Here is a 16724-nt window from a genome sequence, read left to right as displayed (position 1 = left end):
ACGGGTCCGGTTTGAACAGCATTTGCCCGGCTGCGTCCAGACACGGTGCAACAAACTTTCGTGTCGCGTCGCGGCCTGCTATGGGATGGGAGGGGTGGACCGAGGAAAGCATGCGCGTAAAATGAAGCCCATCTATATCGACTATCTCAATGCCCTCGACATCGAAGCGCTTGCCATGACCGATGGCGAGATCATCGCCGCCGTGGAGGCTGGCCTGGTCGCCCAGGGCAAGGGCCAGACGGTGATCGAGCCGCGCGTACACCTCGAACCGGACCCATCCTTCCACGGCCATTTCAACGTGCTGCGCGGCTATGTGGCGCCGCTCGACACGGCGGGCGTGAAGATCGTCGGCGACTATGTCGACAACTATCTGCACGGCCTGCCCTCGGAATTCGGCATCCTCAATTTGTTCGATCCGCGCACCGGCACACCGCGCGCCATTCTCGACGCCACCGTCATCACCGACATGCGCACCGGCGCCGTCACCGCCATCGGCGCCAAGCATCTGGCGCGCAAGAACTCCAAGGTGCTCGCCCATATCGGCGCGCGCGGCACCGCCTACTGGAATGTGCGGCTGCTCGACCATCTCTTCGACTTCGACGAGATCCGTGTCCATTCGCGCCGCCCGGAAAGCCGCGACGGCTTTGCCGCCAAGCTTTCGGCCGATCTCGGCAAGAAGGTCACTGCGGTCTCTGATTGGGAGAGCTGCGTCAAGGGCGCCGACATCGTCGTCGAGGCCTCGCGGCTGCCGGAGCCGCAGCCGCTGCTCAAGACCGAATGGATCAAGCCCGGCGCGCTGGTCGTGCCCTATGGCACGATGAGCGCGGTGGAGCTGTCGCTAACCGACATCATGCAGAAAATGGTCGTCGACGATTGGGGCCAGTGCAAGGGCGGCAAGTTCGGTTCGCTGCGCGCCCATGTCGAGACCGGACGGCTCAGCGAAAAGACGCTGCATGCCGAACTCGGCCAGATCGCCGCCGGCCTCAAGCCGGGGCGCCAAAGCGAGGACGAAACGATCCTGTTCTGGCATCGCGGCCTGTCGCTGTCCGATATTGCGTTGGGAAAGGCGATGCTGGCCAAGGCCCAGGCGCAAGGCATTGGCCAGAGGCTGCGTTTCGCATGAGCGCGCTCGTCCTCACCGGAGCCGGCGTCAGTGTCGGCGATGTCGCCAGCGTCGCCCGTGAAGCACGCAAGGTGGAGATCGGACCCGATGTTATCGGCAGGCTGGAAAAGGCGCGCAAAGTGCTCGACCAGGCCGCCGCCTCCGGCCAGCAGATCTATGGCTTGAACACCGGGCTCGGCGCCAATCTCGGCACGACGGTCGAGGGCGACGCCAGCGCCTTCCAGCGCCAGTTGCTTGAGGGGCGCAGCGGTGCCGTCGGCGAAGCCCTGCCGGTCGAGGCCGTGCGGGCAACCATGCTCGCCCGCCTGACAATGCTGTCCGCCGGCGGCTCCGGCCTGTCGCCCGCCGTCTTTGTCGCTCTGGTCGATGCGCTCAATGCCGGCGTCCATCCGGTCATGCCGTCGCTCGGCTCGATCGGCGCCGGCGACCTCGTGCTGATGACCGCCCTTGCCCGTGTGCTGATCGGCGAAGGCGAGGCCGATTACCAGGGAAGGCGCATGCCGGCGGCCAAGGCGCTGATGATGGCCCGCCTGGCCCCGATCAGCCTGGCGCCGAAAGATGGACTGTCGCTGATCAACGCCTCGGCGGTCTCCTCGGGCAGCGGCGCGCTTTGCGTTACGGATGCGCTGTCGGCGCTGGCCCAGCAGCAGCAGGCCGGCGCGCTGACCATGGAAGGTTTCGGCGCCAACCGCACCATCCTCGATCCGCGCCTGCAGATGGCGCGGCCGGCCGCCGGACAGCAGGAGGCGGCGAAGGCCCTGCACGATCTGCTAGCCCGCGACGAGATGCCGGCGCCGACCACTATTCAGGACCCGCTGTCGATCCGCTGCATGCCGTCGATCCATGGCGCGCTGATCGAGGCGATCGGACAGGCAAAACGCGCCGTCGAGATCGAACTCAACGCCGCCGCCGACAACCCGCTGGTGCTGGGCGATGATGAACTGGTGCTGTCGACCGGTAATTTCCACACGGCCGCACTTTCGCTCGCCTTCGAGACGCTCGGCCTGGCGATCGCGCAATGCGCCGCCGCGAGCGTCGCCCGCTTCATCCAGCTCTCCGGTTCGGGCCGCAACGGCCTGACCAAATATCTGTCGCCCATCGGCGGCGCTTCGGCCGGTTTCGTGCCGCTGCAGAAGACGGCGACATCGATCCTGGCCGCGATCCGCCACAAGGCCAATCCGGTGATGCTCGACTTCCTGCCCGTTTCGGAAGGTGTCGAGGATCACGCGACCCAGTCGCTCCTCACCGTTTCGAAATGCGCCGGAATGATTGCGCTGTGGCGACGGCTGATCGCCTTCGAGCTGATGGCAGCCGCCCAGGCCGTCGACCTGCGTGAAGGGTTGACGCTGGCGCCACGCACCGGCGCGATCTACGCGGCGGTGCGCGCGCATGTATCGATGCTGAAGGACGATCGGCCGCTGGGGGCCGACGCCGAGGTGCTTCACGCCATGCTCGCTGATGGAACATGGCAAGGCGCCGCGACGGTCGGCAAAGAACCCGAGTAGTCAGCTCTTTGCGTCTACCTTTTTCAGGAACAGGCTGAGCTCGGCCGGATCCATATGCACGATGTGCCTGTCCTCGGGATAGGCGCCGCTGTTGACGTCGGCGACATATTCGGAGAAGGCCGCCACCCGCTCGGCCTGCAGCCGGTCATATTCGGCGGCGAAGTTGCGGTAGACCTTGGAGTGGCGCGGCATGTGGCCCCGGTTCTGGCCAAGAATGTCCTCGGCGAACAGATATTGCGCGTCGCAGCCGGTGCCCGCCCCCATCGACAGCATGATCAGCGAGGTGCGCTCCGAGATCGCCTTGGCCACCTCGACCGGCACCACTTCGATCTCGGCGCCGATGGCGCCGGCGGCCTCCAGCTGCTTCACCGCTTCGAAGACCTGGATGGCGGTGTCGGCGGTCTTGCCGACCGCCTTGAAGCCGCCGGTCCAGGTGGCGCGGGACGGAATGAGGCCGACATGGCCGATGACGGGAATGGCGTCGTCCGCCATGCGCTTGATCGTGGCGTAGCCAGCACTGCAATAGACCGCGTCGGCGCCGGCCTTGTAGAGCCGGAAGGACCAGCGGACAAAATCATCCGCCGTACCGATCTCGAAGAAGTTTTCGCCCGGCATGGTGAACAGGCTGGGTGCCGCATCGCGGTACTGTGGGTTGAGCACCAGTTCGGGCGGCACCGAGACGATGTCGACCCCTGCCCGTTCGGCGGCCTCCGCCTCGTCGAGCGTCAGCACGCGCAGCATGGTCAGCTGACGCTTGCCCTTCATGGCGCGCAGATCGGCGACGGTCGGTCTCTTTCGGCTCATTAAAACGTCCCCTCTGTTGCTTGCCGCGATGCGCGATTGGTTGATCATGCCACGCGTCAGATCTGGATCATGACCTTACCGGCCTCGATCTTTACCGGATAGGTGGCGAGATTGACGCAGACCGGCGCGCCTTTGGCGGCACCCGTCTTGTAGTTGAAGCGGCCATTGTGCTTCGGGCATTCGATGATGTCGTCCATCACCAGCCCGTCGGCCAGATGCGCCCTCTCATGCGTGCAGAAGCCGTCGGTGGCGAAGTACTCGTCATCTGGGCTGCGATAGATGGCGAAGGTTCGTCCGCCATGATCGAAGCGGATGACGTCCTCTTCCTCGACATCGTCCACCGCGCACGCTTCAACCCAATCGGCCATCTCGGTCTCCTCAGCTATTCGGCCGCCGCCGACATATCGACCTCGTGGAACTCGCCGCGATAGGGCCTGGCCGTCGGCGGTAATTCGCGCTTGAGATAAAAATCCTCGTATTTCAGTTGCCGGAGCAGAACCGGCCAGACCTCGCGATAGGCATGCCACATTGACGGGTTCGGCTCAGGCAGATCCTGCTTGATCAGCTCGTGCAGCCTGGGCAGCGCGTGATACGGCACCATCGGGAACATGTGGTGCTCGACGTGATAATTCATGTTCCAGTAGATGAACCGGCTGATCGGGTTCATGTAGACGGTGCGGGTGTTGAGCCGATGGTCGACGACATTGTCAGCGAGCCCAATATGCTGCAGCAGGCCGGTCGTCACCATGTGCCAGGTGCCGTAAAGGCGCGGCAGGCCGATCAGCACCAGCGGCACCCATGACCGCAGCGCGATCGCCAGCGCGATCGTCGCGACATAGATGGCGACGTGCCAGCGGGCGACGACCACGGCCTTGTGCTGTTCCATCTCGGGTATGTAGCTCTTCTCGTCCTCCGACAGCGTGCCGAAGGCCTGGCGCACCAGCGTTGGCAGCGAATAGCGGAAGTCGAGAATGCCGGTGAAGGCCAGTCCTGCCTTCAACAGGTCGGGCGGCCGCATGACGGCGATCTCGGCGTCGCGGCCGACGATGATGGTGTCGGTGTGGTGGCGGGCATGGCTCCAGCGCCATTGCACGGGATTGCGCATCAGCATGAAGGAGGCAATGTGGTAGACGACGTCGTTCATCCAGCGCGTGCGAAAAGCCGTGCCGTGGCCGCATTCGTGCCAGCGTGAGTCGCTCGACGAGCCGTAAAGCACGCCATAGACGAACAGGAACGGCACCACCCACCACGAGCCCCAGAACCAGACGATGCCGGCAGCCGAGCCCACGATGACAGCGAGCCAGATGATGGTGTCGCGGATCGCCGGGCCGTCGGAGCGCTGCATCAGCTCCTTCATCGCCTTGCGCGGCACGTCGGTGTGGTACCACTCGGCCGAAGCCAGGCCGGTCTCGATCGAGGCCCGCGTGCTTTCGCCGACCAGGCTGTAGTCGCGTTTTTTGCCCATCACACCGACCTCCGGTTTCCGGCCCGCCAGCCGGAGCATTCCTGTCGCATCATGCCCCCAATCTCGGAAAATTTCCCGACGGACTGGGATAATCCTGCTGCGGCTGCCTTGCGATCGCTGCGATCCTGCCTTCCGCCGCCGCAATCTCACCGCCGCCATCGAGGACGCGAAACACCGCATCGTAGGCCCGGGCTTCGCCATGCTCCAGCCAGATCATCTCGCCGCGTTCACGCGCGGCGAGATCGCCGAGCACATGATGGGTCGAGGGCTCTATGCCCAGCGCATACTGGCCGGCCTGGAAATTCTGCCACTGATAGGCGCAAGGCAGCTGATCCTTGCGCGTCACCATTTCGAAGCCGAGACCGAGCCGGTCGTTGACCACCGCCACCGGCACTTGGCCTTTATCGTCGGCGCCCATCTCATGCTGCCAGACCTGCTCGCTGAACCCCAGCTGCGGCGCCGGCGCCGTGCGGTAGCCGACCTTCTGCGCCTCATAGCGCTCGCCGGCATGGCCGGCCCACACCACATCGCGGATCGGCGCCAGATAGCGCGAGCCCGCGTCGAGCAAGGGATGGCTGACATTGATGTGGTAGAAATACATATGCGGCGTGCGGTTGAAGCCGTGATTGACGACACGGTCGGAAAGCCGAATCTCGGTGCCGCCGACATCGGCCTCGATGCGCCGGATGAGATGCAGATCCTCGCCGAACACCGCCGACTGCTGGACGATGCCTTCGGCCCACAGCACGCAGCGGTCGCCATCCCAGCGCTCGCCATAGCCGGTCAGCCGCGCCGGGATCGCGCCGACGCGGCCATGCAGCGAATGGGTCACGGTCTTCTTGCCGGGATAGTTGTAGTTTTCCGCCGGCACTTCTTCGCGGCCCAATATGTGGTCGAGGCCGCAGGTGACCAGCAGGCCGGAAAGGAGCGTGCCCAGGCGAGCCCGCTCTCCCCCTCATAATCGTGCAGCCCAGGATGGCGAAAGCCGCTCGGCGAATGCCAGCCGATCGCCTGGCCCTTGAAGTCACAGTCCGAGATATCAAGCGCCCGGTCGACCAGCACGGTGAAGCGCAGGCCCGAGCCGGTGCGGAACTCCAGCATGCGGATGCCGCGCTCGACACCGTCGCCAAGCGTCATCAGCCGCACGCCGGCGAATTGCGACAGCATGCCGGAGCGCTCGGCCACTTGCCGTCGCGACAGCGTCTTGCCGTAAAGCTCTACCATGCGACGCCCTTCACTTTGCCCTCGCCTCCTTGAGCAGGGCCGACATGTCGGCGCCGGTGATGATGCTTTCCACGGTCAGGAGGTCGGTGTCGGCGACGATCTGTTCGGCGACGATTTCACCGCGGCGCATGACGATGATGCGGTCGGCGACCTGGAACACGTGGTGGATGTTGTGGGTGATCAAAAGCACCGAATGGCCGGCGTCGCGCACCTCCTTGACGAAGCGCAGCACGCCGTGGGTTTCCTCGACGCCGAGATTGTTGGTCGGCTCGTCGAGGATGATCACCTTGGCGGCGAACTGCATGGCGCGCGAAATGGCGATCGACTGGCGCTCGCCGCCCGACAGCGTCGAGACCAGCGCATCGGCGTCGAGCTTTTTCGAGATGCCGACGCGCTTGAGCAGTTCGGAAGCGGCCTTGCGCAACTTCGCCAGATCAAGCGGCGCGAAGACGCCGAGCCAGCCGAATTTGACCGGCTCGCGGCCGAGGAAAAGGTTGCGGGCGATGCTGAGATCCGGCGCCAGCGACGTGTCCTGGTGGATGGTCTCGATGCCGAGGTCCATCGCATCGCGGGTCGAGCGGATCGAAACCTTTTCGCCGCGCACGAAGATATCGCCACGATCGACGGGGAACACGCCCGAGATCGCCTTGATCAGCGTCGATTTGCCGGCGCCATTGTCGCCGAGCAGTGCCACCACTTCGCCTTCCCGCAGCGTGAGCGAGGCATTCTTCAGCGCACGCACGCTGCCGAAGGATTTTTGCAGGTTCTGTAGCCGCAGCACTTCCATCGTCAGCTCCTTGCGGCGTTCTTCTGCAGCAGAGCGTGCAGGATGAGCATGGCGAGAATGATGAGGCCGACAAAGATGTTATAGGCGAGCCCCGGCACGCCGATCAGCACGATGCCGTTGCGGATGGCGCGCAGCATCAGCGCGCCGACAATGGTGCCGAGGATGGTGCCGCGCCCGCCGGTCAGCGCCGTGCCGCCGACCACCACCATGGCGATGACTTCCAGCTCATAGCCGGTGCCGGCCACCGGCGAGGCCGCCGAGATGCGGAAGGCGCTGATCATGCCGGCAAGACCGGCCAGCACCGAGGTCGCGATGAACAGCCAGATCTTGACCGCGTCGGCCGGCACGCCGCGCGCCACCGCCGCGTTGCGATTGGAGCCGATGGCGCTGATCCAGTTGCCAAGCTTGGCGTAACGCAGGATGTAGATGGCAAACAGCGACAGGCCGATGAACCACCACAGCGACGTGTAGAAGCGGAACGAGCCGATGTTGAAGCTGCCGGCGAGCAGCGTCACGAAGAAGCCGGGCTGGTCCCAGGATTTCAGCGGAAACCCTTGCGTGATGTAGAGCGCTGCGCCGCGCACGACGAGCAGCATCGACAGCGTCACCAGGAAGGACGAGATGCCGATCTTGGTAACGATCAGCCCATTGATCGCGCCAATCGCGATGCACAGGAGAAGCCCCGCCAGCAAGGCGACGCCGATATCCCAGCCGCCGTTCTGCACCAGCAGCATCACCACCACCGGCGCCAGTCCGAACACGGCACCGACAGAAAGATCGAATTCGCCCGCCGTCAAAAGCAGCGTCATGCCGAGCGCGATGATGCCGAGCTCTGGCAGGAACGCCATCATGTTGGAGATGTTGAGCGGTGACAGGAAATTGCGGTCAGCGATGGCGAACACCGCCAGCAGGACAATGAGGATGACGAGCGAGGAGAATTGCGGCGAGCGTATCAGGCTCGATCTGCGTTTCCCGACAGGCATTTCGTCTTCTGCGGCGATCGTCATGACTGTTTGAACCATGCTTTGAAAATGGCGCCCGCCGCGCCAGGCGGCGGGCGCTGCTTTCTCACTTCTTGTCGTAGAGCTTCAGGATCGGGTCGACGCTCGACGCGTCGTAGAGGCCGAAAGTGTGGATGTCGTAGCCGATCGGTTCGCCCGAAGCGGCGAGGCCGAGCAGCGCCACCGGCATGAAGCCCTGCGCCGACGGGTACTGCCAGGCGGCGGCGTTGACGAAGCCGTCCTTGACGGCCTGCGCCGTCTCCTTGGAGTTGCCCCAGCCAACGACCGGGATCTTGCCCGCCGGCACGCCGGCGCCGTCGAACACCCGCTTGACGCTGGCCGCCACGGAATCGCCGAGCGCGATGATCGCCGGCGGATTGTTGGCCACCATATAATCGGTCATCTTGGCGATGATGCCGGCCGGATCGGTGCCGCAATCGACGACGTCATATTTGATCCCCAACGGGTCGAACACGCTGGCGATGCCCGCGGTTTCCAGCTGCTGATAGCTGGCGCCGGGCACTTCCACCGGCAGGAACACCTTGTCGCCCTGCTTCACCATCTTGTGGTCGACCAGATACTTGGCCCAGATGACGCCGGCTTCCTTCAGATCGGCGCCGACATAGGCCTGGCGTCCCGTCGCCGGATCGTCGGTGTTGAAGAACACGATCGGGATGCCGGCCGCCTTGGCCGCCTTCACTTCTTCCGTCCACAGGCCGGGCTGCGCCGACGTGGTGGCGATGCCGTCGGGCTTTGCGGCCAACGCCGAATTGAAGGCCTCCTTCTGCGCCGCCATGTCGCCGCCGCTGAAGGAGATCTTGCAGGTCACCTTGAGCTGGTCGCAGGCTTTTGTGGCGCCGGCGTTCCAGTCGATCCAGAACGCATCCGACGGGCCGCCATGCGACAGCAGATAGAAGGTCTTCTGACCATCCTGCGCCAGCGCCGGCGAGCCGAGGGCGACGCCGGCGAGCACCGTCGCGGCGGCCGCCAATTTCCAAGCGAATTTCAACATTGTTTCCTCCCTTGTTGGAGCCATCAGAGGCCGTTGGCGCGGAACTTCCCGTCGAGGAATGTCTTGGCGCGCGGCACGTCGTCTTCCGACAGATGCTCGATGATGACGGGGATGTTCGGGTGCTTTTCCGCCAGCCGCTTGAGGTAGAGGTCATAGTTCAGCGAACCGAGACCCGGCGCCGGCAGCTCAATCTCGCCGACGCCGCGGAAGGTGTGGCTTTCCATCGCATCGGCGTCGCCGATATCGGCGTGCTTCTCGGACTTGTCGTCGCCCGAGCGCTTGACGTCCTTGGCGTGGGCTATCTTGATCTTGTCGGTCAGCGTGTCGAACACCTGGTTCATGATCTGGTCCATCCTGTCGATGTTGTGCGTCTCGAAATAATTGGTCGGGTCCATCAGCAGGCCAAGGCCGGGATGGTCGACCTGCGCGAACATCTTCACCGTCTCCTCGACCGAACCGACGACGTTGTTGACATAGGTTTCGAGCAGGAAGACCGCGCCATGGTCATAGGCCGTCTGGGCGAGGTCGGCGATCACCTTGCGGCATTCCTCGAAACCTTCCTCGGTCTTGTTCTTGGGGTGATGCACCCAATCGGATTCGGTGTTGTAGGTGCCGGTTTCCGAGATCACGTAAGGGCTACCGAAATGGCGGGCGTTGCGGATGATCTCCTTGAGATAGCCGACGCGCTTGTCGCGCTCGGTCTTGTCGGGATGGATGATGTTGGTATAGCCCGACACGCAGCAGACGGGCAGATTTTGGTCGCGGAAGACGTCGCGCACCTTCTTCGCCTTGTCCTTGGTGATCTGGCCGGCGGACAGGTCGACATCCCGAAAATGCAGGTCGAGCTGCACCGTGTTGAAACCGAGCCCGCGGATCTTCTTCGCCGTCTCTTCGAGGCCGTACGGGAAATAGCCCGTGAAAATACCTGCCTGCATCATGGTGTGAATTCCTCCCTGTAAGCGATTCAGTTGTCTGGTGTTTCGGTTGTGGTGATCAGATAGCGATTTCGGAAAGCTTGACCGTGCGGCCTTCCGCCATCGAGCGGTAGCCCGCCTCGACCAGCGCCATGGTCTTGACGTTGTCGGCGACCGAGAGCGCCGGCGGCGCGCCGGTTTTCACCGCGTGCTGCAGCTGCTCCATGACGCCGATGAAGGCATGCGGGAACCACATGGTGTCCCAATGAGGCGTGACCCACTCGCCGCCGGTGGTTTCGGCCGAGGCATAGGTCAGTGTCGAGGCTGCCCCTGTCGGCCAGCCGATCGTACCCTTGGCGACGCCCTTGGTGCCGTCGACGCGCCAGTTGATGTGCTGGTCGTCCTTGTAGCCATCCTGCCGCGGACCGGACCAGACGTCCTCCAGCGATACGGCAAGCACGCCGGACGGGAAGCGCAGCGTCGAGACGGTGATGCCGTCCAGATGGTCGAATTTGGTGCGCGGATCCTTGCGCGTCAGCGTCGTGATCTCGTCGGGATCGCCAAACAGGAAGCGCAGCACGTCGAGATGGTGCACGCTCATATTGGCGAGCGTCAGCCGGTCGTAATCCTCGAGGAACGTCTGCCAGTGCGGGATGGCATGCATGTCGATCTGCGCGAAGACGATGTCGCCCAGCGCGCCGCTGTCCATGATCTGCTTCAGCACGCGCATCGACTGGTCGTAGCGCATGTTCTGGTTGACCGAGAGGATCTTGCCGGCCTTCGCCGCCTCGTCGCGCAGCTTGACGGCTTCCTCGACCGACAGCGCCAGAGGCTTCTGCGCCAGGATCGCCTTGATGTGCTTCTGCTTCAGCGCATGGCGGATCAGCGCCGGCTGCAAGTCGGGCGGGAAGGCAAGGTCGATGATCTCGACGTTGGTGTCCTCGATAAGCTGTTCCGGCGTGTCGTGCACGGTCGGGATGTCCCAGCGCGTCGCGACCTTCTGCGCATTCGCGGGGGTGCGCGAGGCGATCGCCACGACCGGAAACCCGGCTTCCTTGTAGGCGGCCAGATGACATTCGGCCATGATCATGCCGGCCCCGACACAGCCGATCTTGTATTCCTTGGTGCGGACCTTAACGTCCGGCTCGAAGCCTTTGGCTGTCATGTCTTCCTCCCGAAACTCTGTCCTCGCGGCCGCAATCATCGCGCCAACGCGCCTCCGCTTTGCCCGAAATAATGCACGCGGGCCGGCTCGCAGGATATCGCCACCATCGCATCCGGCCTGATGTCAGGCTGGCCGCGCAGCAGCGCCTTCAGCCGCGCCTGCCCGGCGGCGAGTGTCACGACGGTGTAGCCGCCAAGGGGCTCGACCTCGAACACCCGCGCCGGGCGGCCCTGGCCCCCATCCGCCCACGGCCTGACCTTGATGTCTTCCGGCCTCAGCCCGATCTCGACAGCATCGGCGGGAGCCGCCTTGTCGGCAATCCGGATCGTGCCTTCAGCGGCTTCGACCCCGCCCTCGCCCCGGGCGGATTTCAGAATGTTCATGACAGGCGAACCGAGCAGCCGCGCAACATAGGTGCTGGCCGGACGGTCATAGATCTCGGCCGGCGCGCCGATCTGCCGGATCCTGCCATTGTCCAGTATGGCGATGCGGTCGGCGATCGACATCGCCTCTTCCTGGTCGTGGGTGACATAGATCAGCGTCTTGCCGAGCTCGCCCTGGATGCGCTTCAGCTCGACACGCGTCTCCTCGCGCAGCCTGGCGTCGAGCGCCGAGATCGGATCGTCCATCAGATAGGCATTGGGGTCGCGCACCAGTGCACGCGCGATCGCCACGCGCTGCCGCTCGCCGCCCGAAAGCTGCGCCGGCGGCTTGTGCAGGATGTGGCCGATATGCAGCTTGGCGGCGACGTCGGCGACCCGCTTTTTGATCTGCAGCTCGGCAACGCCGCGTTCGACCAGCGGAAAGCGCACATTGTCGAGCGCGCTCATATGCGGGAACAGCGCCAGGTTCTGGAACACCATCGCCACATTGCGTTCGGCCGGCGACACCGCGTTGACCGGTCTGCCGCCGATCAGGATTTCACCGGCGTCCGGGCTCTCTAGCCCGAGCACCAGGCGCAGGATCGTCGACTTGCCCGACAGCGGCGGCCCGAAGAAACAGAAGAACTCGTTGTCGTTGACCGTGAACGACGCGTCGTCGACGGCGAGCGTGTTGCCGTAGCGCTTGGTCACATTGCGAAAGACGATGTCCGCCATCTCAAGCCGCCTTCATCGCAACGCCAGAGGCGGCATCGAAGACACGTACCGACGACGCGTCGGGGGCGACAACCGCGGTCTGTCCGATCGACAACCCGACATCATTGTCGAAGACCGCCTTCACGGCGCCCTCGCTTTGGCCGAGATGGACGATGGTGCGCGCGCCAATGCGCTCGACGAAGGTGACAGGCATCGCGAGCCCGCGCCCATCCTGCGCCAGGGCCACCTGCTCTGGCCGGAAGCCGTAAAGCACATCGCCGCGTGCCCCACGCAAGGTCGCCGCCAGCTCGCCCGGCAGCGGCGGCGTGATGCCCAGCGGCCCGAGATCGACGACCAGCCCGCGATCACTCTCCGCCGGCTTGCCCTTGAGCAGGTTCATGCCCGGCGCGCCGATGAAGCGGGCGACGAAGACATTGACCGGATTGTTGTAGACCTCGAGTGGCGTGCCGACCTGCTGCAGCACGCCATGGTCCATGACGGCGATGCGGTCGGCCATGGTCATGGCTTCGAGCTGGTCATGGGTGACATAGACCATGGTCTGCCTGAACTGGCGCTGCAGCTGTTTGAGTTCGGTGCGCATGACAGCCCGGAACGCCGCATCAACATTGGACAGCGGCTCGTCGAGCAGGAAGATCGCCGGCTCCATGATCGCCGAGCGGCCGATCGCCACGCGCTGCAAGATGTTGACCGAGAGCCGGTCGGCCTTGCGGTCGAGCAGCGGCGTCAGCTGCAGCAGCTCGGCGATGGCGCCGACGCGGCGGTCGATCTCGGCCTTGGCCGCACCGCGCATCCTCGGCCCGTAGGCCAGGTTCTGGCGCACCGTCATATGGGTGAAGATGGCATAGTTCTGGAAGACGAAGCCGACGCCGCGCCGGCCCATCGGCACGCCGGCCATGTCGCGTTCGCCAAACAGGATCCTGCCGCTGGTCGGCTCCTCCATGCCGGCGATCATGTTCATCGTCGTTGACTTGCCGCAGCCGGATGGCCCGAGCAGCGCCATGAACTCGCCATCGGCGATGTCGAGGTCCATGGTCTTCAGCGCGGTGAAGTCGCCGAACGTCTTGGTGAGGTTGCGCAGCTGGATCGTGCTCATGCCGCCACCTGCCTTGTCCGCGCCATGCGCTTCATGGCGAACACCGCAACGATGGAGAGCACGATCAGGATGGCGAGCGCGATTGCGGCGACATAGCCCCAGATCAGGTCTTGCGTGGTGACCTTGTAGATGTAGACGGAGATCGTCTCCGTGGCGACGCCGGGACCGCCGCCGGTCATGATATAGAGCGTGTCGAATATCTTGAAGTTCTCGATCACGCGGATCGCAAGCGCGATGATGATGATGGTCTTCATCTTCGGCAGCACGATGGTGACGAAGCGCTGCCAGGGATTGGCGCCGAGCAAGGTCGCCGCCTTGATCTGGTCCTCCGGCACGCCGACGAGGCCGGCGAGAAGGATGAGAAACATCAGCGGGGTCCACTGCCAGATATCGGCGATCATCACCGCGATCAGCGCCAGGGTCGGGTCCGACAGCCAGGCGATGGTGACGCGTGTACCCGTGATGGCGGACAGGATGTCGTTCACCGGGCCGCCCGACTGGAACAGCATGAAGAACATGTAGCCGGCCACTGCCGGCACCACCATCATCGGCATCAGCAGGATCGAATAGAAGATGCGCTTGCCGGGAAAATCGTCGGCAAACAGCGTCGCCAGTGCGAGGCCGAGCAGGAACTCCGCCGGCACGCAGACGACCATGACGATCGCCGTGCGCTTCAGCGCGCTCCAGAAACGCGCATCGGCGGCAAGATCGGTGTAGTTGGCAAAGCTGTTCCACATCTCCCACGCGTTCCACCAGCCGAGACCCGAAAGCGGCGACCAGTCGGTGACGCTGATGTAGAGCTGCATCAGCAGCGGAAAGACCGAGATGAACAGCACCAGAACCTGCGCCGACAGCGTCAGCCGGAAGCCCAGCCGCGCGCCTTCGTCCCGCAGGGCCGGCTTTGTCCGCGCGTCCATCTCGCCCTCCGAAATCGTCGTCATCACCGCGCTCATTGCTTGAGCGCTCCAAAGGTCAGCCCGCGCACCAGATGGCGCTGGATGGCGATGCCCATGATGACGGGCGGCACGGCGGCGATGAGCCCAAGCGCTGCCTTGGCGCCATAGAGCTGACCGGTCATCGAGGACGACAGCGAAGCCATGTAGACGGGGATGGTCACCCATTCGCGCGTCGTCAGAAGCAGCGCGATCAGATAGTCCGACCAGTTGAGGATGAAGACGAAGAGGGCAGCGCTGGCGAGCGGCGCACGCATCATCGGCAGCGTGATGCGGGTGAAGACGCGCAGCCGCGAACAGCCTTCGACCAAGGCGGCTTCCTCGATCTCGCGCGGCATGTCGTCGAAGAAGGTCTTCATCAGCCAGAAGGCGAACGGCAGAGTGACGATGCCGTAGATCAGCGCCAGCCCCCACCAGCTGTCGGTGAAGTTCAGGAAGGCCCACATGATCATCACCGGGATCATCACCGCCATCGGTGGAAACAGCCTGAGCTGGATCAGCGCCAGCGGCAGGTTCTGCCCGGAGCCGAAGCGCGACAGACCGTAGGCAGCCGCCGTGCCCGCCGACATGGCGATCGCGGTGCCGAACACTGCTGACAGCAGCGACGACAGGATCGGTTTCAGCGCGGTGCGGTCGAGCGCCACGATCAGGCTGTTGGTGGACTCGCCGAAGACGAAGCGGAAATTGCTGAGCGTCGGGTTCTTCGGCCACCATGTCAGCTCGGCACCCGTCGCCGACCATTCAGCGATCGGCTTGAAGGCCATCGACACCATCCACAGGATCGGCACCAGCGTCACCGCCATCGCCGCGAGGATCGCGGCGTAGCGGAATATCTCGAAAGGAACGGAACGCTTCATCTGGCTGCTTTTGCTGGTGGCGTTGAGTGCGGAGGGGAAGAGCTTTCGCCCCTCCCCCTCCGGCTCTGATCCAGGGAGACGGATCAGCTGATCGGATCGAGAACGGTCGGCCAGGCCTCCTTGTTGGTTCTGATGGCTTCGAGCAGTTTGTCCTCGCCGATGCGCCGGGCGATCTTCTTCCACTCGGTCTCGGTGTCGGCCATCGCCTGCTCCGATGTCTTGGCCTTGGTCAGCGAGGCCATCAGGTTTTCGTCCAGAGCGTTATGGAAGGCGGTGGCGCCGGGATAGTTGATGGTCGGCACCGTGCGGGCGACCGTCTCGCGCACCACGTCCATGTGGTAGGCGTGGTAGGTCTGGCGCACCAGTGGATCGGAGAAATCCGAAAGCCGGAACGGATCGAGATAGCCGCCCGGGTTAGCGCTCATCCAGGCATAGATGCGGGCCGAGCCCAGCCATTGCAGCAGGAGATAGGCGACCTCCTGGTTTTTCGACTGCGACGAGACCATGCCGGTCAGCGAGAACCACAGCACCGAGCGGCTGATCAGCTTGCCGTCGATCTCGCGGCCGGGCGGCAGCATCGAGCCGATCTTGCCGATGACGGCCGAATCCTTGTTGCCGGCATTGTCGAGGAATTTCGGCAGGTTGGAGAAGGCGCAGGTCATCGCCGCTCCGCCCTTGGCGAAATTGCCATACTGCTCCGGCCAGCCCCACGAGATCGCATCCGGCGAGTGATGGACGAGCGATTCGACATATTCGTTGGTGGCGGCGATGCCGTGTTCGGAATTGATCAGCGGCTTGCCGTCGTCGCCGAACAGGAACTGGTTGGGCGAAGCCATCGAGACATAGCGCTGGTACCAGTTGGTGTAGCCCCAGCCCTGGTTGCGCAGGTCGGTCGAGCCGAACAGGCCCTTGTCCGGACGCTGGAAAAAGGCGGCGATGTCGCCGTGCTGCTTCCAGGTCTTCGGCGGCGTCAGATCGTAGCCGTATTTGTCCTTAAAAGCCTTCTGTTCGGCGGCGTCGCCGAACAGGTCGGTGCGGTAGACCCAGGTCTGGAAGTCGCCGTCGAGCGACACGCCATAGTTCGAACCGCGATATTTGTTGAGCAGCGACACGCCCTTGGCGCCGTCGACATAACCGGTCTTGGGATCGTCCCATTCGGGCTTGTACTGGGCGACGAAGTCGTCGAGCTTGGCGATGCCACCGGTTTCGGCGAGGTCACCGAGGCGGTTCCATTCGGTCGAATAGATGTCATAGGCCCCACCCTTGGTGGAGATGTCCTGCATCGTCTTGGTGAATTCCTGGCCATTCGGCAGGCCGACGATTTCGATCGGAATGCCGGTCTCCTTCTCCCACAATTCCTTGATCGACGGCGCGCCGGCCGGGAAAGGCTGCGTGAGCTGGCCGATCGAGCCGTCCGACAGGCCGAGCACGATCTTCGCCGGCGCCTTGCCGGCGCCCTTCAGCGCCTTGGCCGCCTCGATGGCGCGGCCTTCCGGCGTGTCGGCGCCATACTGGTAGCGCTCGGCGCCCTCGAAGCCGGTCGGGCCACCGATCATGCCGGGTGCCAGTGCGTCGGCGGCATAGGCGCGGCCGGGACGAATGAATTGCGGTGCGATACCCGTGGCGGCAACGAACACCGCCGCCTTTCCTGCGGACGCCAGCAACCGGCGTCGCGATATGCGGATCAGATCAGACATTGGAATTCCTCCCTCAGGGCTCAATGT

At 64.2% G+C, this 16724-nt stretch carries 15 protein-coding genes and 1 pseudogene; 2 read left to right on the top strand and 14 right to left on the bottom strand.

What is annotated here, in order from left to right:
• Window positions 1-121: 121 nt before the first annotated feature.
• Window positions 122-1123 carry an ornithine cyclodeaminase family protein gene (locus AC0V7N_RS18880; protein ID WP_496627188.1) on the top strand — a complete coding sequence of 334 codons (1002 nt, stop codon included), beginning with the start codon at window positions 122-124 and terminating at the stop codon, window positions 1121-1123.
• Window positions 1120-2628 (top strand): HAL/PAL/TAL family ammonia-lyase, encoded by a 1509-nt coding sequence (locus AC0V7N_RS18875; protein ID WP_475449987.1) that lies wholly within the window; start codon window positions 1120-1122, stop codon window positions 2626-2628. Before AC0V7N_RS18880 ends, AC0V7N_RS18875 begins: the two co-directional genes overlap by 4 nt.
• On the opposite strand, the gene AC0V7N_RS18870 is transcribed toward AC0V7N_RS18875, so the two are convergent.
• The 14 genes and pseudogenes from AC0V7N_RS18870 to AC0V7N_RS18805 all read right to left on the bottom strand — a co-directional run bounded on the left by AC0V7N_RS18870 (window position 2629) and on the right by AC0V7N_RS18805 (window position 16697).
• Window positions 2629-3432 carry a 3-methyl-2-oxobutanoate hydroxymethyltransferase gene (locus AC0V7N_RS18870; protein ID WP_475449986.1) on the bottom strand — a complete coding sequence of 268 codons (804 nt, stop codon included), beginning with the start codon at window positions 3430-3432 and terminating at the stop codon, window positions 2629-2631.
• A 56-nt stretch (window positions 3433-3488) separates the two neighbouring features.
• Window positions 3489-3800, bottom strand: coding sequence for a MocE family 2Fe-2S type ferredoxin (locus AC0V7N_RS18865; RefSeq protein ID WP_475449985.1), 312 nt, complete (start codon window positions 3798-3800; stop codon window positions 3489-3491).
• Between the two features lie 14 nt (window positions 3801-3814).
• Complete coding sequence (locus tag AC0V7N_RS18860) at window positions 3815-4897, bottom strand: fatty acid desaturase (RefSeq protein ID WP_496627187.1); 1083 nt, start codon at window positions 4895-4897, stop codon at window positions 3815-3817.
• Window positions 4898-4946: 49 nt separating this feature from the next.
• Window positions 4947-6121: pseudogene (locus AC0V7N_RS18855) on the bottom strand (aldose 1-epimerase family protein).
• Between the two features lie 10 nt (window positions 6122-6131).
• Window positions 6132-6914 (bottom strand): ATP-binding cassette domain-containing protein, encoded by a 783-nt coding sequence (locus tag AC0V7N_RS18850; RefSeq protein WP_258589388.1) that lies wholly within the window; start codon window positions 6912-6914, stop codon window positions 6132-6134.
• On the bottom strand, window positions 6911-7915 hold the full coding sequence (locus AC0V7N_RS18845; RefSeq protein ID WP_475449982.1) for an ABC transporter permease: 1005 nt from the start codon (window positions 7913-7915) through the stop codon (window positions 6911-6913). Before AC0V7N_RS18845 ends, AC0V7N_RS18850 begins: the two co-directional genes overlap by 4 nt.
• Window positions 7916-7976: 61 nt before the next feature.
• Window positions 7977-8921: a sugar ABC transporter substrate-binding protein gene (locus tag AC0V7N_RS18840; protein WP_475449981.1), complete on the bottom strand. Its 945-nt coding sequence runs from the start codon at window positions 8919-8921 to the stop codon at window positions 7977-7979.
• Window positions 8922-8944: 23 nt separating this feature from the next.
• Complete coding sequence (locus AC0V7N_RS18835; protein WP_475449980.1) at window positions 8945-9859, bottom strand: sugar phosphate isomerase/epimerase family protein; 915 nt, start codon at window positions 9857-9859, stop codon at window positions 8945-8947.
• 55 nt (window positions 9860-9914) lie between these two features.
• The gene (locus AC0V7N_RS18830) at window positions 9915-11000 is read right to left on the bottom strand and encodes a Gfo/Idh/MocA family protein (protein WP_475449979.1); all 1086 of its coding nucleotides are present in this window, start codon (window positions 10998-11000) and stop codon (window positions 9915-9917) included.
• Between the two features lie 35 nt (window positions 11001-11035).
• A complete protein-coding gene (locus tag AC0V7N_RS18825) occupies window positions 11036-12097 on the bottom strand; it encodes an ABC transporter ATP-binding protein (protein WP_475449978.1) in 1062 nt (353 codons plus the stop codon).
• 1 nt (window position 12098) lies between these two features.
• Window positions 12099-13190, bottom strand: coding sequence for an ABC transporter ATP-binding protein (locus AC0V7N_RS18820; protein WP_475449977.1), 1092 nt, complete (start codon window positions 13188-13190; stop codon window positions 12099-12101).
• Complete coding sequence (locus tag AC0V7N_RS18815; RefSeq protein WP_475449976.1) at window positions 13187-14143, bottom strand: carbohydrate ABC transporter permease; 957 nt, start codon at window positions 14141-14143, stop codon at window positions 13187-13189. Before AC0V7N_RS18815 ends, AC0V7N_RS18820 begins: the two co-directional genes overlap by 4 nt.
• Window positions 14140-15000, bottom strand: a complete 861-nt coding sequence (locus AC0V7N_RS18810) for a carbohydrate ABC transporter permease (protein ID WP_475449975.1) — start codon at window positions 14998-15000, stop codon at window positions 14140-14142. Before AC0V7N_RS18810 ends, AC0V7N_RS18815 begins: the two co-directional genes overlap by 4 nt.
• Window positions 15001-15083: 83 nt before the next feature.
• Window positions 15084-16697 carry an extracellular solute-binding protein gene (locus tag AC0V7N_RS18805; RefSeq protein WP_475449974.1) on the bottom strand — a complete coding sequence of 538 codons (1614 nt, stop codon included), beginning with the start codon at window positions 16695-16697 and terminating at the stop codon, window positions 15084-15086.
• Window positions 16698-16724 lie beyond the last annotated feature (27 nt).

This window comes from Mesorhizobium kamtschaticum (genome assembly GCF_056174585.1).
Note: the sequence above shows the minus strand (reverse complement) of the source record. Positions and strands in the feature narration are given on the sequence as shown.